The sequence below is a fragment of the Streptomyces sp. NPDC030799 genome (genome assembly GCF_055572255.1).
Genome location: NZ_JBVIDS010000001.1, coordinates 406637 through 425668, shown reverse-complemented (window position 1 = coordinate 425668; position 19032 = coordinate 406637). Strand labels below are relative to the sequence as shown.

The window sequence follows — 19032 nt, the reverse complement described above, 5'->3', positions numbered from 1 at the left end:
CGCTCGCCCTGCAAAAGAGGCCTCCGCGGCGGGGACGGTGCGCCGCGCGACGACGACTCGTTCCCCGACGAAGTGAGCAGACAGATGCAACCGACGTTCGTACTGGTCCACGGAGCATTCGCGAATTCCTTCTCGTTCGCGCCGCTCCAAGCCGAACTCGGCCTCCTCGGACACCGCTCGGTCGCCGTCGACCTGCCAGGGCACGGATTCGCCGCGACGTACCCGCGCGCCTATCAGGCGCCGCAGGACCTTGGGGGGCTGGCCACCGCGCCCGGGGCCATCAAGGGCGTCACACTCGCCGACAACGCCGCGCACCTCATCGGGATACTGGAGCGGGCCAAGCGGAACGGGCCCGTCGTCCTCGTCTCCCACAGCCGCGGCGGCATGACGGCCACCGTCGCGGCCAACCAGCGGCCCGACCTGATCGACCGCATCGTCTATGTCTCCGCCTGGTGCCCCGTCGACCTCGATGTCAGCGCCTACTACGCCGAGCCCGAGATGGCCACGGTCGACGCCACGGGGCTGGCCTCGGCGATGGTCGGGAACCCGGCCGAACTCGGGCTTCTGCGCGCCAACTTCCGCACCGCCGACCCCGGCGTCCTCGCGGCCTTCAAGGCGGCCTTCCTCGCCGACGGCACGGACGACGAGTTCATGGTTGTCCTCAACACCTTCCAGCCCGACGAGAACCTCGACGTCGGCACACCCGACGACCGGGCACAGGCCGACACCTGGGGGCGGATCCCCAAGTCGTACATCCGGCTGACCGAGGACACCAGCCTGCCGCTTCCCATGCAGGACCGGATGATCCGCGAGGGCAACGCCCTGACGCCGGACAACCCCTACGACGTACACACACTCACCAGCAGCCACCTCAAGTGGCTGGTCGACCCGGCACCGGCGGCCCGAGTCCTGGCCGAACTCGCCACGCCCTCGCGGTGAGGGCACCGAGGCCATGAACACCGGAGAGGCGGCACCCCCCGCACAGGGTGCCGCCTCTCCTCTTTCGTGCGCCGGAGCCGCCGCCGATCGGTGAGGGTCGGGGACCAGCGGCGGCTCCGGGGTCACATGGCCCGGAGGGCCTAGCGGTGGTCGCTGCCCGCCGACTGCGTGGCGGCGCGCCCCGCTTCCAGGCGGGCGACCGGGATGCGGAACGGGGAGCAGGAGACGTAGTCCAGGCCCACCTCGTGGAAGAAGTGGACGGACTCGGGGTCACCGCCGTGCTCGCCGCAGACACCGAGCTTCAGGTCGGGACGGGTACGTCGGCCCGCCTCCGCCGCCGCCTTCACCAGGGAGCCGACGCCGTCCTTGTCGATCGTCTCGAAGGGGGAGACGCCGAAGATGCCCTTCTCCAGGTACGCCGTGAAGAACGAGGCCTCGACGTCGTCGCGGGAGAAGCCCCACACCGTCTGGGTCAGGTCGTTCGTGCCGAAGGAGAAGAACTCCGCCGCCTCGGCGATCTGGCCGGCCGTCAGGGCCGCCCGCGGGAGTTCGATCATCGTGCCGATGGCGAGCTTGAGCTGCGTGCCCGTCGCGGCCTCGACCTCCGCGATGACCTTGTCGGCCTCCTCGCGGACGATCTCCAGCTCCTGGACCGTGCCGACGAGCGGAATCATGATCTCCGCGCGCGGGTCGCCCTTCGCCGCCTTGCGTTCCGCCGCCGCCTCCGCGATCGCCCGGACCTGCATCGTGAACAGGCCGGGGATGACCAGACCGAGACGTACACCGCGCAGACCCAGCATCGGGTTCTGCTCGTGCAGGCGGTGCACCGCCTGGAGCAGGCGCAGGTCGTTCTCGTGCGGCTCCTGGCGGGACTCGGCCAGGGCCACACGGACCGAGAGCTCCGTGATGTCGGGGAGGAACTCGTGCAGCGGGGGGTCCAGCAGACGGATGGTGACCGGCAGGCCGTCCATCGCCTCGAAGAGCTCCACGAAGTCGGTCTTCTGCAGGGGCAGAAGGGCCTTCAGGGACTCCTCGCGCTCCCCTTCCGTGTCCGCCAGGATCAGGCGCTCGACCAGCTCGCGGCGGTCCCCGAGGAACATGTGCTCCGTGCGGCACAGGCCGATGCCCTGGGCGCCGAAGCGGCGGGCGCGCAGGGCGTCCTCCGCGTTGTCGGCGTTGGCGCGCACCCGCAGGCGGCGCTTGCGGTCGGCGAAGGCCATCATGCGGTGGACCGCCTCGACCAGCTCGTCCGCGTCGTCCGCGCCCGGGTGCATCCGGCCCTCGAAGTACTCCACCACCGGGGACGGCACCACCGGGACCTCGCCCAGGTAGACCTTGCCCGAAGAGCCGTCGATCGAGATCACGTCGCCCTCCTCGACGACGTGACCACCCGGCACCGTCATCCGGCGGCGCTTGGTGTCGACCTCCAGCTCCTCCGCGCCGCAGACGCAGGTCTTGCCCATGCCCCGGGCCACGACGGCCGCGTGGGACGTCTTGCCGCCGCGGCTCGTCAGAATGCCTTCCGCCGCGATCATGCCGTCGAGGTCGTCCGGGTTCGTCTCGCGGCGGACCAGGATGACCTTCTCGCCCGAGCGGGACCACTTCACGGCCGTGTAGGAGTCGAAGACGGCCCTGCCCACCGCGGCGCCGGGCGATGCGGCGATGCCGCGCGCCACCTTGTCGACCTTCGCCTGCTCGTCGAAGCGCGGGAACATCAGCTGCGCCAGCTGGGCGCCGGTGACGCGCTGGAGGGCTTCCGTCTCGTCGATGAGACCCTGGTCGACCAGCTGGGTCGCGATGCGGAAGGCCGCGCCCGCGGTGCGCTTGCCCACACGGGTCTGGAGCATCCACAGCTGTCCGCGCTCGATGGTGAACTCGATGTCGCAGAGATCCTTGTAGTGGTTCTCCAGGGTCTCCATGATCTGCATGAGCTGGTCGTACGACTTCTTGTCGATCGACTCCAGCTCCGCGAGCGGGACGGTGTTGCGGATGCCCGCGACCACGTCCTCGCCCTGGGCGTTCTGCAGGTAGTCGCCGTAGACGCCCTGGTGGCCGGAGGCGGGGTCACGGGTGAAGGCGACGCCCGTGCCGGAGTCGGGACCCAGGTTGCCGAAGACCATCGAGCAGACGTTGACGGCCGTACCGAGGTCGTGCGGGATGCGCTCCTGGCGACGGTAGAGCTTGGCCCGGTCGCCGTTCCACGAGTCGAACACCGCCTTGATGGCGAGGTCCATCTGCTCGCGCGGGTCCTGCGGGAAGTCCCGGCCGGCCTCCTTCTTGACGATCTTCTTGAAGGTGGTGACCAGCTTCTTGAGGTCGGCCGCCTCCAGATCGGTGTCGACCGTGACCTTCTTGGCCTCCTTCGCCTTGTCGAGGGCTTCCTCGAAGAGGTCGCCGTCGACGCCGAGGACGGTCTTGCCGAACATCTGGATCAGGCGGCGGTAGGAGTCCCAGGCGAAGCGGTCGTCGCCGGCCTGCTTGGCCAGGCCCTGCACCGACTTGTCGGAGAGGCCGATGTTCAGGACCGTGTCCATCATGCCGGGCATGGAGAACTTGGCGCCCGAGCGGACCGAGACCAGCAGGGGGTTGTCGGGCTGGCCGAGCTTCTTGCCCATGCGGGACTCGAGGGCGTCGAGGTGCGCACTCACCTCGTCACGCAGTGCCGCGGGCTCCGCACCGCTCTCCAGGTAGACCTTGCAGGCCTCGGTGGTGATGGTGAAGCCGGGAGGGACCGGCAGACCGAGGTTGGTCATCTCGGCGAGGTTGGCACCCTTGCCGCCGAGGAGGTCCTTGAGGTCCTTGTTGCCCTCGGTGAAGTCGTAAACGAACTTCACTACGTGGGGTTCTTTGTTTTCCGACACGGGTCTCGACTCCTTGAGGCCGCGGTGGCTGCCCTGACGGCCAGGAACATACCCAGATCGAAGGCACATGGGTACGTCCACTTGCGCGTCATACGCCTGTAACCACTCGTCCGCCAGCGGATCGAAAGTCAAAGCTTGGCAAGCCGAGAGAGGCGCATGTTTTCACTTGTTGAACGCATTCACCTTCAAAGCGCGAGATTTCCGCTCAGATGAGCGGGCCTCGCCACGTCTGATTTCGATCGATGAACGATCAAGGGGTGGCACCCAGTGCCACCCCTTGGAGAAGTGCAGTCGCTCAAGATCCGCTCATCTGAGCGCAACCCTTATCAAGGGTGGCGAGAATCACGCTGCCACAGCACGCCGGATTTCACCATGCGGACGCCGGAACGGGACGAAAACACCGACGTCACACGCCCAGCGCCAGCAGCCGCTCCTCGGCCCGATCCGGCGCGTAGAGGTGTTCCACGACCAGCGCCCCCGCTCCGATGAGCGCGGCCCGCTCCCCCAGCCGGGAGGTGACGACGTGCAGGTGGGCCGTGGAGCGCGGCAGCGCCCGCTGGTACAGCAGCTCCCGCACACCGGTGAGGAAGGGGGTTCCGGCCAGATCGCCCGCGATCATCAGCACGCCCGGGTTCAGCAGGGTGACGACGGTGGCCAGGACGTCCCCCACCTGCCGGCCCGCCTCCCGGGCCAGCGCCGCCGCCCCCGGATGGCCGGCGGCCAGCAGGTCCCGCACGTCCGCGCCGGAAGCGGCCGGCACCCCGCTCTCCGCCAGCCGCCGGGCGACGGCGCCCCCGCTCGCGACGGCGGCGAGACAGCCGTACGAACCGCAGCGGCACAGCGCGTCCGTGCCGACCCGGATGTGCCCGATGTCGCCCGCGCCGCCGTCGACCCCCCGGTAGATCGCGCCGTCCACGACCACCCCGGCGCCGATGCCCGTGGACACCTTGACCAGGACGAAGGCCGCGCAGTCGGGGTGACCGGCGCGCTGTTCGCCGTAGGCCATCAGATTGGCGTCGTTGTCCACGAGGACCGGGACCGGGCCGGCGCCGGTGTGCTCGGTGAAGGCGCGGGAGAGGCGGCCCCGTATGTCGTAGCCGTCCCAGCCCGGCATCATCGGCGGCTGCACCACCCGGCCGGTCGCGCTGTCCACCGGGCCGGGAACGGCGAGCCCCATGCCGCAGACCTCCGCCGCCGGGCGCCCGGCCTTCTCCAGCAACTCGGCGAACCACTGGCCGAGTTCGCCGAGCACGGCCTCCGGCCCGTCCTCGACGACGAGGGTCCCCGAGTGCTCGGCGAGGATCTCACCGGTCAGCGTGAGGACGGCCGCGCGGGCGTGCCGGGTGTCCAGGTCGCCGGCGAGGACGACGGCATGGGAGCCGTCGAACTCCAGGGTGATGGAGGGGCGGCCGCCGAGCGGCGAGTCGACCGGGCCGCCGGCGCCCTCGCGCAGCCAGCCGGCCCGGAACAGCCGGTCCAGGCGCTGGCCGACGGTCGCGCGGGACAGCCCGGTCGCCTGCTGGAGCGCACCGCGCGTCACCGCCCGTCCGCTGCGCACCAGTTCGAGCAGCTCTCCTGCGCCGGCCTGGCCGCCGGCTCTGACGGTCCGTCCCGGACGTCCGGTCATGCGCACCCCCTTGTGTTTCCCAAGACTGCATTACATAGTGAGTTTTGCGTGTTAAATAGACGTAACTCTACGGTCGTTGCCACAGAACCCGGTCCGCCGGCCGGGTGTCTTCGTCTTCGGGGAGCCCCGAGTGGATCGCAGCACGCAGCTCACCGCCCGTCCCACCGAGTACGAGAGCGCATACGACCCCCCGGCCCCGCGCACCTCGCTGCATGCCGCGGCGGCCCGGGTGCTCGACGCGAACTGGACGGGCCGCTCGACGGTCCCCTCCCGCAGCCTGTATCCGCACCAGTGGTCGTGGGACAGCGCATTCATCGCGATCGGGCTCCGGCACCTCTCACCGCTGCGGGCCCAGACCGAGCTGGAGACGCTGCTGGCCGCCCAGTGGGCCGACGGGCGCGTCCCGCACATCGTGTTCAACCCCTCCGTACCGCTCGACGCCTACTTCCCCAGCCCCGACTTCTGGCGCTCCGTCACCGCCGGTCGCACGGCCGGCGCCCCGCGCACCGTACAGACGTCGGGCATCGTGCAGCCACCGGTGCACGCGCTGGCGGCCTGGCTGGTGCACCGCGCCGACCCCGGCCTGTCCCGGGCGCGCGGCTTCCTGGCCCGGATCCACCCGCAGCTCGCCGCCTGGCACCGCTATCTGCTGCACCGGCGGGACCTGGGCGGCGCGGGGCTGGTGTCGGTCGTCCACCCGTGGGAGCAGGGCATGGACAACAGCCCCTGCTGGGACGCCCCGCTCGCCCGGATCACGCCCGCCCCGGCCCGCTCCTTCCGGCGCGCCGACCTCGACCACGGCGCGCCCGAGGACCGGCCGACGGATCTGGACTACGGACGGTATGTGCGGCTGGCCGCCGACTACCGGGACGCCGGGTACCGGGACGGGCCGGGCGGGGGACATGGCGACGGCGGGGAGTTCGCGGTCGAGGACCCCGCCTTCAACGCCCTGCTCATCGCCTCCGAGCATGCGCTGGCCCGGATCGCCGAGGAGCTGGGCGCGGCCGGCACCGCGCGGCACGCACGCGCCGAACGGCTGACGGCGGCGCTGGTGGAGCGGCTGTGGGACCCGGCGGCCGGCATGTTCCTGAGCCGGGACCTGCGCGCCCCGGCGCGGGGCGGGAGCGGGAGCGGGACCCGGGCAGCAGCCGGATCGGGCGACGACCGCGGACCGGCCTGGCAAGCACGGGGCTCCGGACCGGCCCCGCACACTCACAGCCCCGGACCGGTCCGCGAAGCGGGCGCCTTCGGGCTGATCCGCGAGCGGAGTGTCTCCGGTCTGGTGCCGCTCGTTCTCCCCGGCCTGCCGCGCGAGATCGTCGCCGCGCTCGTCCGTACCCTGTGCGGGCCGCACTTCGGGCTCGGCGACCGCACCCGGCTCGTCCCCAGCTACGACCTCCTCGGCGAGGCCTTCGACCCGCACCGGTACTGGCGCGGGCCTGCCTGGTTCAACACCAGCTGGCTGCTGGAGCGTGGCCTGCGCGTGCACGGCGAGCGGGAGCGGGCCGACGCACTGCGCGCCGCCGTGCTGCACCTCGCCGAAACCACCGGTTTCGCGGAGTACGTCGACCCCCGCACCGGCGAGGCCTGCGGCGCGACCGGTTTCGGCTGGACCGCCGCACTCGCCCTCGACCTGCAGCACGAGCTGCACCAAGAGCTTCTCAAGGGCGCCCGCGAGGGCGTGACCGAGGCGGCCACCGGCACGTTCGACAAAAGTGACGAAGGAGGCGACCGGGGATGACGGACCGGCATCATCTGCTCGTGCGCGGGGCGACGTTCGCCGCCGTGGGCGACCGGGGCGACATCAGCGGTGTCCGGGGCAGCGGCTCCCCGGACGGCTTGTTCGTACGGGACGCCCGGCACCTCAGCCGCTGGCAGCTCACCGTCGACGGCGCCGTACCCGACGTGCTCACCCCGGTCGCCGACGCCGACGCGGCCCGCTGTGTGCTGGTCCCGCGCGGCGGCCGGCAGGAGCCTCCCGCGCACACGCTCTTCCGGCACCAGGCCGTGGGCGACAGCTCGTTCGTGGAATCGCTCCGGGTGACCAGCAACCGCCCGGTGCCGACGACGGTCCGCCTCGCCATCACCGCCGACGCCGACTTCACCGACCAGTTCGAACTCCGCTCCGACCACCGCACGTACGCCAAGGCCGGCGCCGTACGCTCCCGCGAAGTCCTCGACGACGGCATCGAGTTCACCTACCGCCGCGCCGAATGGCGGTCGTGTACGACCATCACGGCCGACCCCGCCCCCGACGCCGTGGAGGAGACCGGCACCGGCGCCCGCCGTCTGGTGTGGACCCTGGACCTTGCGCCGCACGGCACGACCGAGCTGGTGCTGCGGGTCATCGCCCGCCCGCACGGCGAGAAGCGCGCCCTGCGCGTGCCCCGCGACCCGGTCTCCGTGCTGGACCAACTTGCTGCTGCCGAGGCCGAGTTCGTGGAGGGCGTGGCCTTCCCGACCGGCTGGCCGGAACTGGCGGAGGCCTGCGCGCGAGGCCTCGCCGACCTGGCCGCGCTCCAGGTACCGGCCACCGGACCGGACGGCGAGGAACTGCGCGTACCGTCCGGCGGCGCCCCCTGGTTCCTCGCCCTCCTCGGCCGGGACGCCCTGCTCACCTCCCTGTTCGCGCTGCCGTACCGCCCGGAGCTGGCCGCCGCCACGCTCCCCGCGCTCGCCGCGACCCAGGCGACCGGCACCGGCCTGTCCCCCGTCACCCAGCCCGGCAAGATCGTCCACGAGGTACGGCACGGCGAGCTGGCCCACTTCGGGCAGGTGCCGTTCGGGCGGTACTACGGCTCGGTCGACGCGACCCCGCTGTTCCTGGTCCTGCTCGGCGCGTACGCCGAACGGACGGGAGACGCGGATCTGGCCCGCCGCCTGGAACGGCACGCGCGTGCCGCCGTCGCCTGGATGCTCGACCACGGCGGCCTGACCTCACGCGGTTACCTGGTCTACCGCGCCGACGAGGGCGGCCTCGCCAACCAGAACTGGAAGGACTCCCCCGGCGCGATCTGCTGCGCCGACGGCACCCGGCCCACCGGCGCGGTGATGGCGGCGGGCGCGCAGGGGTACGCGTACGACGCGCTGCGCCGCACGGCGTGGCTGGCGCGCACGGCGTGGGGCGACGAGACGTACGCGGCCCTGCTGGAGCAGGCGGCGGCCGATCTGAGGGACCGTTTCCAGCGGGACTTCTGGATGGAGCAGCACTCCTTCCCGGCGCTCGCACTGGACGGTGAGGGCCACCAGATCGACGCGCTGGCGTCCGACGCCGGGCATCTGCTGTGGTCCGGGCTGCTGGACAAGGAGTACGGCGAGGTGGTGGGCCGGCGGCTGCTGGAGCCGGACTTCTTCTCCGGGTGGGGGGTGCGGACGCTGGCCGCGGGGCAGGCGGCGTACCATCCGCTGTCCTATCACCGGGGCTCCGTGTGGCCCCACGACAACGCGCTGATCACGTTGGGGCTTGCGCGGTACGGGTTGCATGACGAGGCTCGGGCGGTGGCGCATGCGCTGGTGGATGCGGCGGCGGTGGCGGGGTACCGGTTGCCGGAGGTGCTGGCCGGGTACGGCCGGGACACGCATCCGGAGCCGGTGCCGTATCCGCATGCGTGTGTGCGGGAGAGCCGGTCGGCTGCGGCGCCGCTTGCGCTGTTGACGGCGGTGGGTGGGGTGTAGCGCGGGAACTGTATTTGCCCGGTGTTTGCTCAGTGCCCTGAACAGGGGCCGACGGGTGACCGTACGGGACTGCAGATCGGGTCTCGCAGGGAAGGACGCCGGGTTGTCCCAGGACATGAGCACGCGCGAATCAGCGGTGGCAGAAGCCGAAGAGGCCGAGCCGGAACGGCCCGCCGCCCCCCTACCCGGCCCGCGCCGTAGCTTCCCGCGCCCCTGGGCCGCCTGTTCGGTGTGGGTGCGGCGCTGGCGGGAGGAGCATCAGACGGCCTCCCGGGCACTGTCCGTCACCGTCACCGCACTCGCCGCGGCCCTCGTCGTCGCCGCGCTGGTGATGCCGAACTCCATGGTGCTGCTGGAGCCTTCGCAGTTCCTGCGGATACCGGCGGAGGCCGTGATCGGGGCGGCTGTGATGATCGCGCTGCCGCGGCGACCGCGGGTGGTGCTGGCGGCCGTGTCCGGGGTCGCGCTGGCAGCGATGACCGTGCTGAACGCACTCGACATGGGCTTCAAGCAATACCTCGGCCGCGGCTTCAACGTCGTTCTGGACTGGAGCCTGTTCGGCGACGCGGAGTCGTATCTGGAGGACTCGCTCGGCCGTACGGAGACCTTGGCCGCCGTGGCCGGTGTGATCGCCACCGTCCTGCTGCTCTTCGTGCTGCTGGCGCTGTCCATGGTGCGGCTGGGCAACCTGCTCGCCCGGCACACCGGCATCGCGACCCGCGGCACGCTGATCGCCGGGGTCGTCTGGATCACCTGCTCCTCCCTCGGCCTCCAGATCGCCGGCGTACCGCTCGCCTCCGACAACACCGCCACCGCGCTGAAGGCCCAGGCCCACCTGGTCTCGGCCACGCTCAAGGACGAGGCGGAGTTCCGGAAGGTCGCCAAGGTGGACGCGTTCGGGAACACCCCGGGCAGCCAGCTGGTCCCCGATCTGCGCGGCAAGGACATGATCTTCACGTTCATCGAGAGCTACGGCCGCAGTGCGATCGAGGACCCGATCATGGCGCCCGGTGTGGACAGCACGCTCGACGCCCGGACCAAGGCGCTGGCCAAGGCCGGTTTCCACGCCAAGAGCGGCTGGCTGACCTCGGCGACCTACGGCGGCAGCAGCTGGCTCGGCCATTCCACCACCATGTCGGGCCTGTGGATCAGCAACCAGCAGCGCTACCGCACGGTCATGGCCAGCGACCACCTCAGCCTCACCGAGGCGTTCAAGAAGACCGGTGACTTCGACACGGTCGGGGTCATGCCGGGCGTGCAGAAGGCATGGCCGGAGCAGAAGTGGTACGGCCTGGACAAGGTCTACAACGCCTTCGAACTCGGCTACAAGGGACCGAAGTTCAGCTGGTCGACCATGCCCGACCAGTACGCGCTGCAGCAGTACCAGGAGCGGGTGCACAGCAAGAGGCCCGCCGCCGGCAAGGCGCGGATGTCCCTGCTCATCCTCACCTCCAGCCACCAGCCGTGGGCGCCGATCCCGCGCATGGTCGGCTGGGACCAGCTGGGCGACGGCTCGGTCTTCAAGGGCATCCAGGCGGCGGGCAACAAGCCGGAGGACGTCATCGCCGACACCACCAGGTCCCGCCAGGAGTACGGCAAGTCGATCCAGTACTCGGTGACCGCGCTGACCCAGTGGCTGGAGCGCTACGGCAACAAGGACACCGTGCTGGTCTTCCTCGGTGACCACCAGCCGATCGCCCGCGTCAGCGGCAACCACGCCAGCCGTGACGTGCCGGTCGCGATCGTCGCCAAGGACCCGAAGGTCCTCGACAAGGTCGCGAGTTGGGGGTGGACGGACGGTCTGCGTCCCGCCCACGACGCGCCCGTGTGGAAGATGAGTGCCTTCCGGGACCGCTTCCTGACGGCGTACGGCTCGACACCGCACCCGAAGAAGGGCTGATCAGCCGCCGGAAGTGTCCAGCTCCGCGTCCTCGCTCACGCCCGCGCAGTCGTACGGATCCTTCAGCCAGCCGTCCGGCAGCACCACCCGGTTGTTGCCGGACGTACGGCCGCGGGGCCCGTCCGCGCCGGACGGCCACGGCTGGTCCAGGTCCAGCTCGTCAAGACCCGCCCGCAGTTCCTCCAGCGAAGAGGTGATGGCGAGCCGCTTGCGCATCTCCGAGCCGACCGCGAAACCCTTCAGGTACCAGGCGACGTGCTTGCGGAAGTCGACGACACCCTTGGACTCGTCGCCGATCCACTCGCCGAGGAGGGTGGCGTGCCGGACCATGACGTCGGCCACCTCGCGCAGGGCCGGGCGGGCGAAGGACGTACGCCCCTCGAAGGCCGCCACGAGGTCCGCGAACAGCCACGGCCGCCCCAGGCATCCGCGCCCGACGACCACCCCGTCGCAGCCCGTCTCCCGCACCATCCGCAGCGCGTCCTCGGCCGACCAGATGTCGCCGTTGCCGAGCACCGGGATCTCCGGCACGTGCTCCTTCAGGCGGGCGATGGCGTCCCAGTCGGCGGTGCCGCCGTAGTGCTGGGCGGCGGTGCGGCCGTGCAGGGCGATCGCCGTGACGCCCTCCTCGACGGCGATGCGGCCGGCGTCGAGGTAGGTGATGTGATCGTCGTCGATGCCCTTGCGCATCTTCATGGTGACGGGGAGGTCACCGGCACCGCTCACGGCCTCCCTGAGGATCGCCCGCAGCAGGTTCCGCTTGTACGGGAGGGCCGAGCCGCCGCCCTTCCTGGTGACCTTCGGGACCGGGCAGCCGAAGTTCAGGTCGATGTGGTCGGCCAGGTCCTCCTCCGCGATCATGCGGACGGCCTTGCCGACGGTCGCCGGGTCGACGCCGTACAGCTGGATCGAGCGCGGCTGCTCGCTCGCGTCGAACCTGATCAGCTGCATGGTCTTCTCGTTGCGCTCGACCAGCGCCCGGGTCGTGATCATCTCGCTCACGAACAGGCCCTTGCCGCCGGAGAACTCCCTGCACAGGGTGCGGAAGGGCGCGTTGGTGATCCCCGCCATGGGTGCGAGCACGACGGGCGGTGCGACGGCGTGCGGGCCGATGGAGAGCGGGTGGGTCATCGTCAGGGCTCCGGGACGGATGTACGGCACAGGGGCGAGCCCCCATTGTCCCTCACCCGTCCGCCAGCTCCGCCAGCCGCTCCAGCCGCTCCTCTGTCTCCTCGTCGGCGGGGATGTACGCGACCACCCGGTGGGCCGGTGACTGCGGGGCCAGCCACATGGTGCGGTGCTCCAGGCGGACCAGGCCGACCACCGGGTGCCGGTACCGCTTGACGTGCGGGGACAACGGCGCGACCTCGTGCCGTTCCCACAGCGCACGGAACTCCTCGGAGGCCGCCAGCAGCCGGTCCCGGTGCTCCTTCCACACGGGCTCGGCGACATGCTCGGCCATGGCCACCCGGTACTTGGCGATCAGGTCGCGCAGCATCTCGTCCCGGTCGAGGAAGTCCCGCTTCCAGCGCTCGCTGGTGGTCAGCAGCCACAGACAGTTCCGGTCGGCCACCGGCAGCTCGGTGAGGTCGCCGAAGAGCTGGGCGAAGGGGCGGTTGGCGGCGAGGACGTCGTAGCGGGCGTTCTGCAGGGAGGCGGGGTAGGGCGCGAGCCGTTCGACGACCTTGCGCGCGGAGGTGGAGACGACCGGGCACTCGGGGTCGATGCGCGGGTCCGCGGTCCCGGCGAGGGCGAAGAGGTGGGCACGCTCGGTGGGGTCCATGAGCAGGGCGCGGGCGACGGCGTCCAGGACCTGTGCGGAGACATGGGTGGCGCGGGCCTGTTCGATCCAGGTGTACCAGGTGACACCGACGGCGGAGAGCTGGGCGACCTCCTCGCGGCGCAGGCCGGGGGTGCGCCGGCGCGGGCCGCGCGGCAGGCCGACCTGCTCCGGGGTGATGCGCTCACGGCGGCTGCGCAGGAAGGCGGCCAGTTCCCGGCGCCGGATGTGCTGCGCCCTGGGCTGCTCGGTGCGGTGTTCCGGCGCTGCGATGGTCATGAACCAAGGGTGCCGTCCCGTCGTACGGGGATTCCAGTTGGTGCGGATACCTGGATGACCACCGCCTGGTACCCGGCTGGGAGCTGCCGGAGAGTCGGGGCGTGACCACGACGACGACCTCTGTACGGACGGCGGCCCCGCCCCGCGGCCTCACGGCCCTCGGCCTGCTCACGCTCCTTCTCGGGACCGCGCTGCCGATGATCGACTTCTTCATCGTCAACGTCGCCCTGCCGGCGATCGAGCACGATCTGCACGCTCCGCCGGCCACGCTGGAGATGGTGGTGGCCGGATACGCGGTGGCGTACGCCGTACTGCTCGTCCTCGGCGGCCGGCTCGGCGACACCTACGGCCGCCGGCGGCTGTTCCTCTGGGGCGTGGCTGCCTTCGGGCTGACCTCGCTGGCCTGCGGACTCGCACCGGACGCAGGGTGGCTGGTGGCGGCTCGGGCCGCGCAGGGTGCCGCGTCGGCGGCGCTGCTGCCGCAGGTGCTGGCCACCATCCACGCGACGACGTCCGGTGAGCGGCGGGCCCGGGCGGTCGCCCTGTACGGCTCGGTCGGCGGGGTGTCCGTCGTGCTCGGGCAGGTGCTGGGCGGGCTGCTGGTCGCCGCGGATCCGGCGGGCACCGGCTGGCGTGCGGTGTTCCTGGTGAACGTGCCGGTGGCCGTCGCCGCCCTGGTCTGTGCGCTGCGGTCGGTGCCGGACAGCCGGGCCGAGCGGCCCGCGCGCGGTGATCTCGCAGGTACGGCGCTGCTGGGGGCCGCGCTGATCGCGCTGCTGCTGCCGCTGACCGAGGGCCGGGCGGCGGGCTGGCCGCTGTGGTCGGTGCTGCTGCTGTGCGCGGCGCCGCTGCTCGCGGCGGGGTTCTACGGCGTGGAGCGGCAGGGCGAGCGGGCCGGCGCAAGCCCGTTGCTGCCGCCGTCCCTGCTCACCGCCCCGGAGGTCCGCCGGGGCCTGCTGCTGGGTCTGCCGGTGTTCGTGGGCTTCGCCGGCTGGATGTTCACGAGCGCGGTGACCCTGCAGCAGGGCCTCGGGTACGGACCCCTGCGGGCCGGGCTCACGCTGGTGCCGATGGGGGTGGCGCAGTTCGCCGCGTCGATGGTGGCGCCGCGTGCCGTACGGCGGTTCGGCGGGCGGGCGGTGACGCTGGCGGCGGCGGTGCACATCGCGGGGCTGGTGACGGTGACGGCGACGGCGCTGCTGGGTCCCTGGCCGCAGCTGAGCCCGCTCGCTCTCTCTCCCGGTCTGGTGCTGTGCGGGCTGGGCCAGGGTCTGCAACTGCCCCTTTACTACCGGATCCTGCTGGCGGCGATCCCGGCCCGGCTGGCGGGCGCGGGCAGTGGGCTCGCGGCCACGCTGCAGCAGTCGTGCCTGGCGGTCGGGGTGGCGACGCTCGGTTCGCTGTTCCTGTCCCTCGTCCCCGGTCTCGGCATGCGTCGGGCCCTGGCGGTGGTGCTGGCGGTGCAGGCGGCGGGCTTGCTGGGGCTGGGGTGGCTCGGCCTGCGGCTGCCCCGGGTACCGGGATAGCCGCTGCCGGGACCACCACGATGATCGTGTAGTGCACATCAATTAGGCACACTATTAGTTAGACGCACTATCGAAGTAGGCGTACGATTGCATCCATGCCCGAGTTGACCCACCGCCGCCGTCTGCTCGTGCTCGCGATCTGCTGTATGAGCCTGCTGATCGTGAGCCTGGACGTCACCGCGCTCAACGTGGCGCTGCCGTCCATGCAGCGCGATCTGCACGCCACCACCTCCGGCCTGCAGTGGACGATCGACGCCTACACGCTGGTGCTCGCCTCGCTCCTGATGCTCGCGGGCTCCACGGCCGACCGCATCGGCCGCAAGCGGGTCTTCATGGCCGGCCTGGTGGTCTTCTCCGTCGGCTCCCTGCTGTGCTCGCTCGCGCCGAACCTGACCCTGCTGGTGGTGTTCCGCATGGTGCAGGCGATCGGCGGCTCGATGCTCAACCCGGTCGCCATGTCGATCATCACCAACACGTTCACCGACGCCCGGGAGCGGGCCCGGGCGATCGGCGTGTGGGGCGCGGTGGTCGGCATCTCGATGGCGGCGGGCCCGCTGGTGGGCGGCCTCCTCGTGCAGTCGGTCGGCTGGCGCGCGATCTTCTGGGTCAACCTCCCGGTCGGCCTGGCGGCCCTCCTGCTGACCCTCCGCTTCGTCCCGGAGTCCCGCGCGCCGAAGGCCCGCCGCCCCGATCCGGTCGGCCAGCTCCTGGTCATCGCCCTGTTCGGCTCGCTGACGTACGCGATCATCCAGGCGCCGGACTCGGGCGCGGCCGCCGTGGCCCCCTTCTTCGCCATCGCCGTCGCGGCCCTGCTCGGCCTCCTGTGGTACGAGCCCCGCCGCGCCGAACCCCTCATCGACCTGCGCTTCTTCCGCTCGGCTCCGTTCAGCGGCGCCACGGTGATCGCGGTCGGCGCGTTCGCCGCGCTCGGCGGCTTCCTCTTCCTGTCCACGCTCTATCTGCAGAACGTCCGGGGTCTGAACGCCCTGAACGCGGGCCTGTGGATGCTGCCGATGGCCGCGCCGACGTTCCTGTGCGCGCCCTTGTCCGGCCGCCTGGTGGGCAGCCGAGGCCCTCGCCTGCCCCTGCTGATCGCCGGCACGGCGATGACGGCGAGCGGCGTCCTCTTCGCCGCCTTCGAGGCGGAGACGTCCAACGCCGCCCTCCTCATCGGCTACGTCCTGTTCGGCATCGGCTTCGGCTTCGTGAACGCCCCGATCACCAACACGGCCGTCTCCGGCATGCCGCGCGCCCAGGCCGGGGTCGCCGCCGCGGTCGCCTCCACGAGCCGGCAGCTGGGCCAGACCCTCGGCGTCGCGGTGGTCGGCGCGGTCCTGGCCTCCGGCATCGGCTCGTCGCCCATGAAGCAGGCCTTCGTCTCGGCGGCCCGCCCCGGCTGGTGGATCCTCACCGCCTGCGGCCTGGCCGTCCTCCTCCTCGGCCTTCTCACCAGCGGCCGCTGGGCCCACCGCACCGCCCAACGCACCGCCGAGGAACTGGAGTCGACGGAGATCCGCCAGCCGGTCGGAGCGCCCTGACGCGCCCGGCGGCGGTCGGCCTGCCGGGCAGGCGGTGTCAGCGGGCGGTGCCGAGGGCGATGTCGTACAGCCTCTCCAGCCGCTCGCGGGTCTCCTCGTCGGCGGGGGTGTACGTCACCATACGGGCGCCCTGCTCCGGGCCCAGCCACAGGTCCGTGTGCGCCAGCCTGAGACGTCCCACGTGGGAGTTGCGGAACACCTTCGTCTTGTGGCGGCTGCCGACCACCTCGTAACGCTCCCAGTTCTCACGGAACTCGGGGAACTCCTCCAACCGCTTCAGAAGCAACTTCCAGGCCGGCTCGCCGAGGTGGCCGGCCATGGACGCGCGCAGCCGGGCGGCCATCAGGCGCCGGGTCTCCTCCAGGTGGACGACCGACTCCTGCCACTCCTTGTTCGCGTGGACGAGGAGCATGCAGTTGCGGTCCTGCGCCGGCAGCGCGTCCAGGTCGCACAGGAGGCGGCCGTACGTGCGGTTGTAGGCGAGGATGTCGTACCGGCTGTTCTGGATGCAGGCCGGGACCGGCTCCAGCTGCCGCAGCATCTCGCGCAGCGCCGGGGTGACGCTCGGGCAACTCGCCGCGGGGGTCGGATCGGTGGCGCCGGCCAGCTGGAAGAGGTGGGCGCGCTCGCTGGCATCCAGCATCAGGGTGCGGGCCAGGGCGTCCAGGACCTGCACCGAGACCTGGATGTCACGGGCCTGTTCGAGCCAGGTGTACCAGGTGACGCCGACCGCGGAGAGGTGCGCGACCTCCTCCCGGCGCAGGCCGGGGGTGCGGCGCCGGGCGCCGCGCGGCAGACCCACCTGCTCGGGGGCGATGCGCTCGCGGCGGCTGCGGAGGAACGCGGCCAGCTCGTGCCGCCGGATCTCCGAGCCCCGGGTCGGCTGTGCGGTGGTCTCCCGGGCCGTGGCGGTCGTCGTCATGGATCCAGGGTGCCCGCATCCCCAACCTGTCGCCAGGCAATTCTTCCACCAGGATCGGGACGCCCCGCATCCTGTTGCCGGGTAGTTCTTCTACCAGGATCAGGACACTCTGGTACCCGTCTGGGCGGTGACGCAGGCTGGACGGCATGAGTGAAACCGTCACCACCCGGGCCGTTTCCGCGACGGCCGCACCTCCCGCACTCGGCGGGCTCGGGCTGTTCACCGTTCTGCTGGCCGCGGCGCTGCCGCTGGTCGACTTCTTCATCGTCAACGTCGCCCTGCCGACCATCGGTGCCGATCTCGCCGCGGGCGAGGCCGTGCTGGAGCTGGTCGTGGCCGGGTACGGCGTCGCCTACGCCGTGCTGCTGGTGCTCGGCGGGCGGCTCGGGGACCTGTTCGGGCGGCGCCGGCTGTTCCTCGGCGGCATGGGCGCGTTCGGGCTGACCTCGCTGGCCTGCGGGCTGGCCCCCGACGCCTGGAGCCTGGTCGCGGCCCGGGTCGCGCAGGGCGCCTCGGCCGCCGCGATGCTGCCGCAGGTGCTCGCCACCATCCAGGCCACCACGCACGGCGCACGCCGCGCGAAGGCCATGAGCCTGTACGGCGCCACGGCCGGACTGTCCATGGTCGCGGGGCAGATACTCGGCGGGGTGCTCGTCGCCGCCGATGTCGCCGGGACCGGCTGGCGGTCGGTGTTCCTCGTCAACGTGCCCGTGGTCGTGCTCGGTCTCGTCCTCGCCGTGCGCGTCGTGCCCGAGACCCGCTCGCAGCACCCCGAACCCGTCGACGGTCCCGGCACGGTCCTGCTCGCGGTGTCCCTGCTGACGCTGCTGGCGCCGCTCACCGAGGGCCGTGCGGCAGGCTGGCCGCTGTGGACGTGGCTGTCGCTGGCCGTGTTCCCGTTCGCCGCCGGCGCGTTCTGGGCCGTGGAGCGGCGGGCCGACCGGGCGGGCCGGACCCCGCTGGTGCCGCCGAGCCTGCTCGCGCTGGCGTCACTGCGGCGCGGTCTGGTGCTGATGGTGCCGTTCTCCATCGGCTTCAGCGGGTTCATGTTCGTGATCGCGCTGGCGTTGCAGCAGGGCGCCCGGCTCGGGCCGGTGCCGGCCGGCCTGGCCCTCGCGCCGATGGCCGTGGCGTTCCTGTTCGTCTCCCTGGCCGGACCCCGGCTGATCGCCCGCTACGGCAGCCGCGTCGTCACCGCCGGATCCGTGGTGCAGGGCGTGGGCATCCTGCTGATCGTGCTGGCCGCCTGGCGTGACTGGCCGCATCTGGGCGTCGGCTCGCTGCTGCCGGGCGCGGCCGTGGCCGGCGCCGGACAGGCACTCCAACTGCCCAACGTGCTGCGGATCGTGATGTCGGAGGTGCCGCCGGCCCGGGCGGGCGTCGGCAGCGGTGTGATGGTCACCACCCAGCAGTCCGCGCTGGCCCTCGGCGTGGCCACCCTCGGCACCCTGTTCCTCACCCTCTCGGCGAGCATGGGCATGCGTGACGCGCTGGTCACCACGCTGCTGGTGCAGCTGGCCGGGACAGCACTGACCGGCCTGCTCAGCCTGCGCCTGCCCCGTGAGGTCGGCTGAGCCGAGGCCACGGCTCGGACAACTGCGCGGGAAGCTCCCCCTGTTGATGTTCGTCTTGCTGCACACTCCTGTTCCGGTCGGGGGTGCCGGATGCGAGGAGGCGTGAGGCGTGATGCCGCAGGGCAACAGCACGAGCAAGGTCAGCAGATGGGACGGGCACGGCCGGGAGCATGTCGTCCGGGTCCAGCGCACGGGAGTGCAGCGCACGATCAGATGTGACACGTGCGGCTGGCGCAGGGGCGCCCAGTTCCTGCCGTGGCTGAAGGCGGCGGAGCATCTGGCCGAGGCCCATCAGGCGACAGTGGATCCGGCGGCGGCCCGGCAGCCGTGAGGACGAGCGGCCCGGCAGCCGTGAGGACGAGCGCCCGGCCGTGGGAAATCCGGCCCTGACCTGCGCCGTCATCCGCCCGA

Annotated in this window: 13 protein-coding genes; 8 read left to right on the top strand and 5 right to left on the bottom strand. The window is 71.8% G+C overall.

Annotated elements, in window-relative coordinates; all coding sequences use genetic code 11:
• Positions 1–84 precede the first annotated feature (84 nt).
• A complete protein-coding gene (locus ACZ41I_RS01825) occupies positions 85–939 on the top strand; it encodes an alpha/beta fold hydrolase (protein WP_468512926.1) in 855 nt (284 codons plus the stop codon).
• A 140-nt stretch (positions 940–1079) separates the two neighbouring features.
• On the opposite strand, the gene ppdK is transcribed toward ACZ41I_RS01825, so the two are convergent.
• Together ppdK and ACZ41I_RS01815 are read right to left on the bottom strand one after the other, a co-directional pair.
• Positions 1080–3800, bottom strand: coding sequence for a pyruvate, phosphate dikinase (gene ppdK, locus ACZ41I_RS01820; protein ID WP_363215916.1), 2721 nt, complete (start codon positions 3798–3800; stop codon positions 1080–1082).
• A gap of 406 nt (positions 3801–4206) precedes the next feature.
• Entirely contained in the window at positions 4207–5427 is a 1221-nt protein-coding gene (locus tag ACZ41I_RS01815) for an ROK family protein (protein ID WP_399771900.1), read from the bottom strand.
• A 130-nt stretch (positions 5428–5557) separates the two neighbouring features.
• On the opposite strand from ACZ41I_RS01815, the gene ACZ41I_RS01810 reads away from it, so the two are divergent.
• The 3 genes from ACZ41I_RS01810 to ACZ41I_RS01800 all read left to right on the top strand — a co-directional run bounded on the left by ACZ41I_RS01810 (position 5558) and on the right by ACZ41I_RS01800 (position 11002).
• Positions 5558–7168 carry an MGH1-like glycoside hydrolase domain-containing protein gene (locus tag ACZ41I_RS01810; protein WP_468512925.1) on the top strand — a complete coding sequence of 537 codons (1611 nt, stop codon included), beginning with the start codon at positions 5558–5560 and terminating at the stop codon, positions 7166–7168.
• The gene (locus ACZ41I_RS01805) at positions 7165–9102 is read left to right on the top strand and encodes an amylo-alpha-1,6-glucosidase (protein ID WP_363215913.1); all 1938 of its coding nucleotides are present in this window, start codon (positions 7165–7167) and stop codon (positions 9100–9102) included. The genes ACZ41I_RS01810 and ACZ41I_RS01805 overlap by 4 nt, the downstream gene beginning before the upstream one ends.
• Before the next feature lie 115 nt (positions 9103–9217).
• Positions 9218–11002, top strand: coding sequence for an alkaline phosphatase family protein (locus tag ACZ41I_RS01800; protein WP_468512924.1), 1785 nt, complete (start codon positions 9218–9220; stop codon positions 11000–11002).
• On the opposite strand, the gene dusB is transcribed toward ACZ41I_RS01800, so the two are convergent.
• Positions 11003–12133, bottom strand: coding sequence for a tRNA dihydrouridine synthase DusB (dusB, locus tag ACZ41I_RS01795; protein ID WP_363215911.1), 1131 nt, complete (start codon positions 12131–12133; stop codon positions 11003–11005).
• A gap of 52 nt (positions 12134–12185) precedes the next feature.
• Positions 12186–13061 (bottom strand): helix-turn-helix transcriptional regulator, encoded by an 876-nt coding sequence (locus tag ACZ41I_RS01790; protein ID WP_363215910.1) that lies wholly within the window; start codon positions 13059–13061, stop codon positions 12186–12188.
• 101 nt (positions 13062–13162) lie between these two features.
• Between ACZ41I_RS01790 and ACZ41I_RS01785 the strand changes: the two genes are divergently transcribed.
• Both ACZ41I_RS01785 and ACZ41I_RS01780 read left to right on the top strand, forming a co-directional pair.
• Positions 13163–14587: an MFS transporter gene (locus ACZ41I_RS01785; protein WP_468512923.1), complete on the top strand. Its 1425-nt coding sequence runs from the start codon at positions 13163–13165 to the stop codon at positions 14585–14587.
• A gap of 95 nt (positions 14588–14682) precedes the next feature.
• Positions 14683–16125 (top strand): MFS transporter, encoded by a 1443-nt coding sequence (locus ACZ41I_RS01780; protein ID WP_468512922.1) that lies wholly within the window; start codon positions 14683–14685, stop codon positions 16123–16125.
• A gap of 37 nt (positions 16126–16162) precedes the next feature.
• Here ACZ41I_RS01780 and ACZ41I_RS01775 read toward each other — a convergent pair whose 3' ends face one another.
• Complete coding sequence (locus ACZ41I_RS01775; RefSeq protein ID WP_363215907.1) at positions 16163–17047, bottom strand: helix-turn-helix transcriptional regulator; 885 nt, start codon at positions 17045–17047, stop codon at positions 16163–16165.
• A 146-nt stretch (positions 17048–17193) separates the two neighbouring features.
• On the opposite strand from ACZ41I_RS01775, the gene ACZ41I_RS01770 reads away from it, so the two are divergent.
• Both ACZ41I_RS01770 and ACZ41I_RS01765 read left to right on the top strand, forming a co-directional pair.
• Positions 17194–18621: an MFS transporter gene (locus ACZ41I_RS01770; RefSeq protein WP_468512921.1), complete on the top strand. Its 1428-nt coding sequence runs from the start codon at positions 17194–17196 to the stop codon at positions 18619–18621.
• A 112-nt stretch (positions 18622–18733) separates the two neighbouring features.
• Entirely contained in the window at positions 18734–18952 is a 219-nt protein-coding gene (locus ACZ41I_RS01765; RefSeq protein ID WP_360096299.1) for a hypothetical protein, read from the top strand.
• The last annotated feature ends 80 nt before the right edge of the window (positions 18953–19032 follow it).

Excerpts from the sequence above, each read along its gene's own strand:
- ACZ41I_RS01825 (WP_468512926.1), top strand. The coding sequence starts at position 85 with ATGCAACCGACGTTCGTACTGGTCCACGGAGCATTCGCGAATTCCTTC.
- ACZ41I_RS01815 (WP_399771900.1), bottom strand. The coding sequence starts at position 5,427 with ATGACCGGACGTCCGGGACGGACCGTCAGAGCCGGCGGCCAGGCCGGC.
- ACZ41I_RS01805 (WP_363215913.1), top strand. The coding sequence starts at position 7,165 with ATGACGGACCGGCATCATCTGCTCGTGCGCGGGGCGACGTTCGCCGCC.
- ACZ41I_RS01800 (WP_468512924.1), top strand. The coding sequence starts at position 9,218 with ATGAGCACGCGCGAATCAGCGGTGGCAGAAGCCGAAGAGGCCGAGCCG.
- dusB (WP_363215911.1), bottom strand. The coding sequence starts at position 12,133 with ATGACCCACCCGCTCTCCATCGGCCCGCACGCCGTCGCACCGCCCGTC.
- ACZ41I_RS01790 (WP_363215910.1), bottom strand. The coding sequence starts at position 13,061 with ATGACCATCGCAGCGCCGGAACACCGCACCGAGCAGCCCAGGGCGCAG.
- ACZ41I_RS01780 (WP_468512922.1), top strand. The coding sequence starts at position 14,683 with ATGCCCGAGTTGACCCACCGCCGCCGTCTGCTCGTGCTCGCGATCTGC.
- ACZ41I_RS01775 (WP_363215907.1), bottom strand. The coding sequence starts at position 17,047 with ATGACGACGACCGCCACGGCCCGGGAGACCACCGCACAGCCGACCCGG.
- ACZ41I_RS01770 (WP_468512921.1), top strand. The coding sequence starts at position 17,194 with ATGAGTGAAACCGTCACCACCCGGGCCGTTTCCGCGACGGCCGCACCT.
- ACZ41I_RS01765 (WP_360096299.1), top strand. The coding sequence starts at position 18,734 with ATGCCGCAGGGCAACAGCACGAGCAAGGTCAGCAGATGGGACGGGCAC.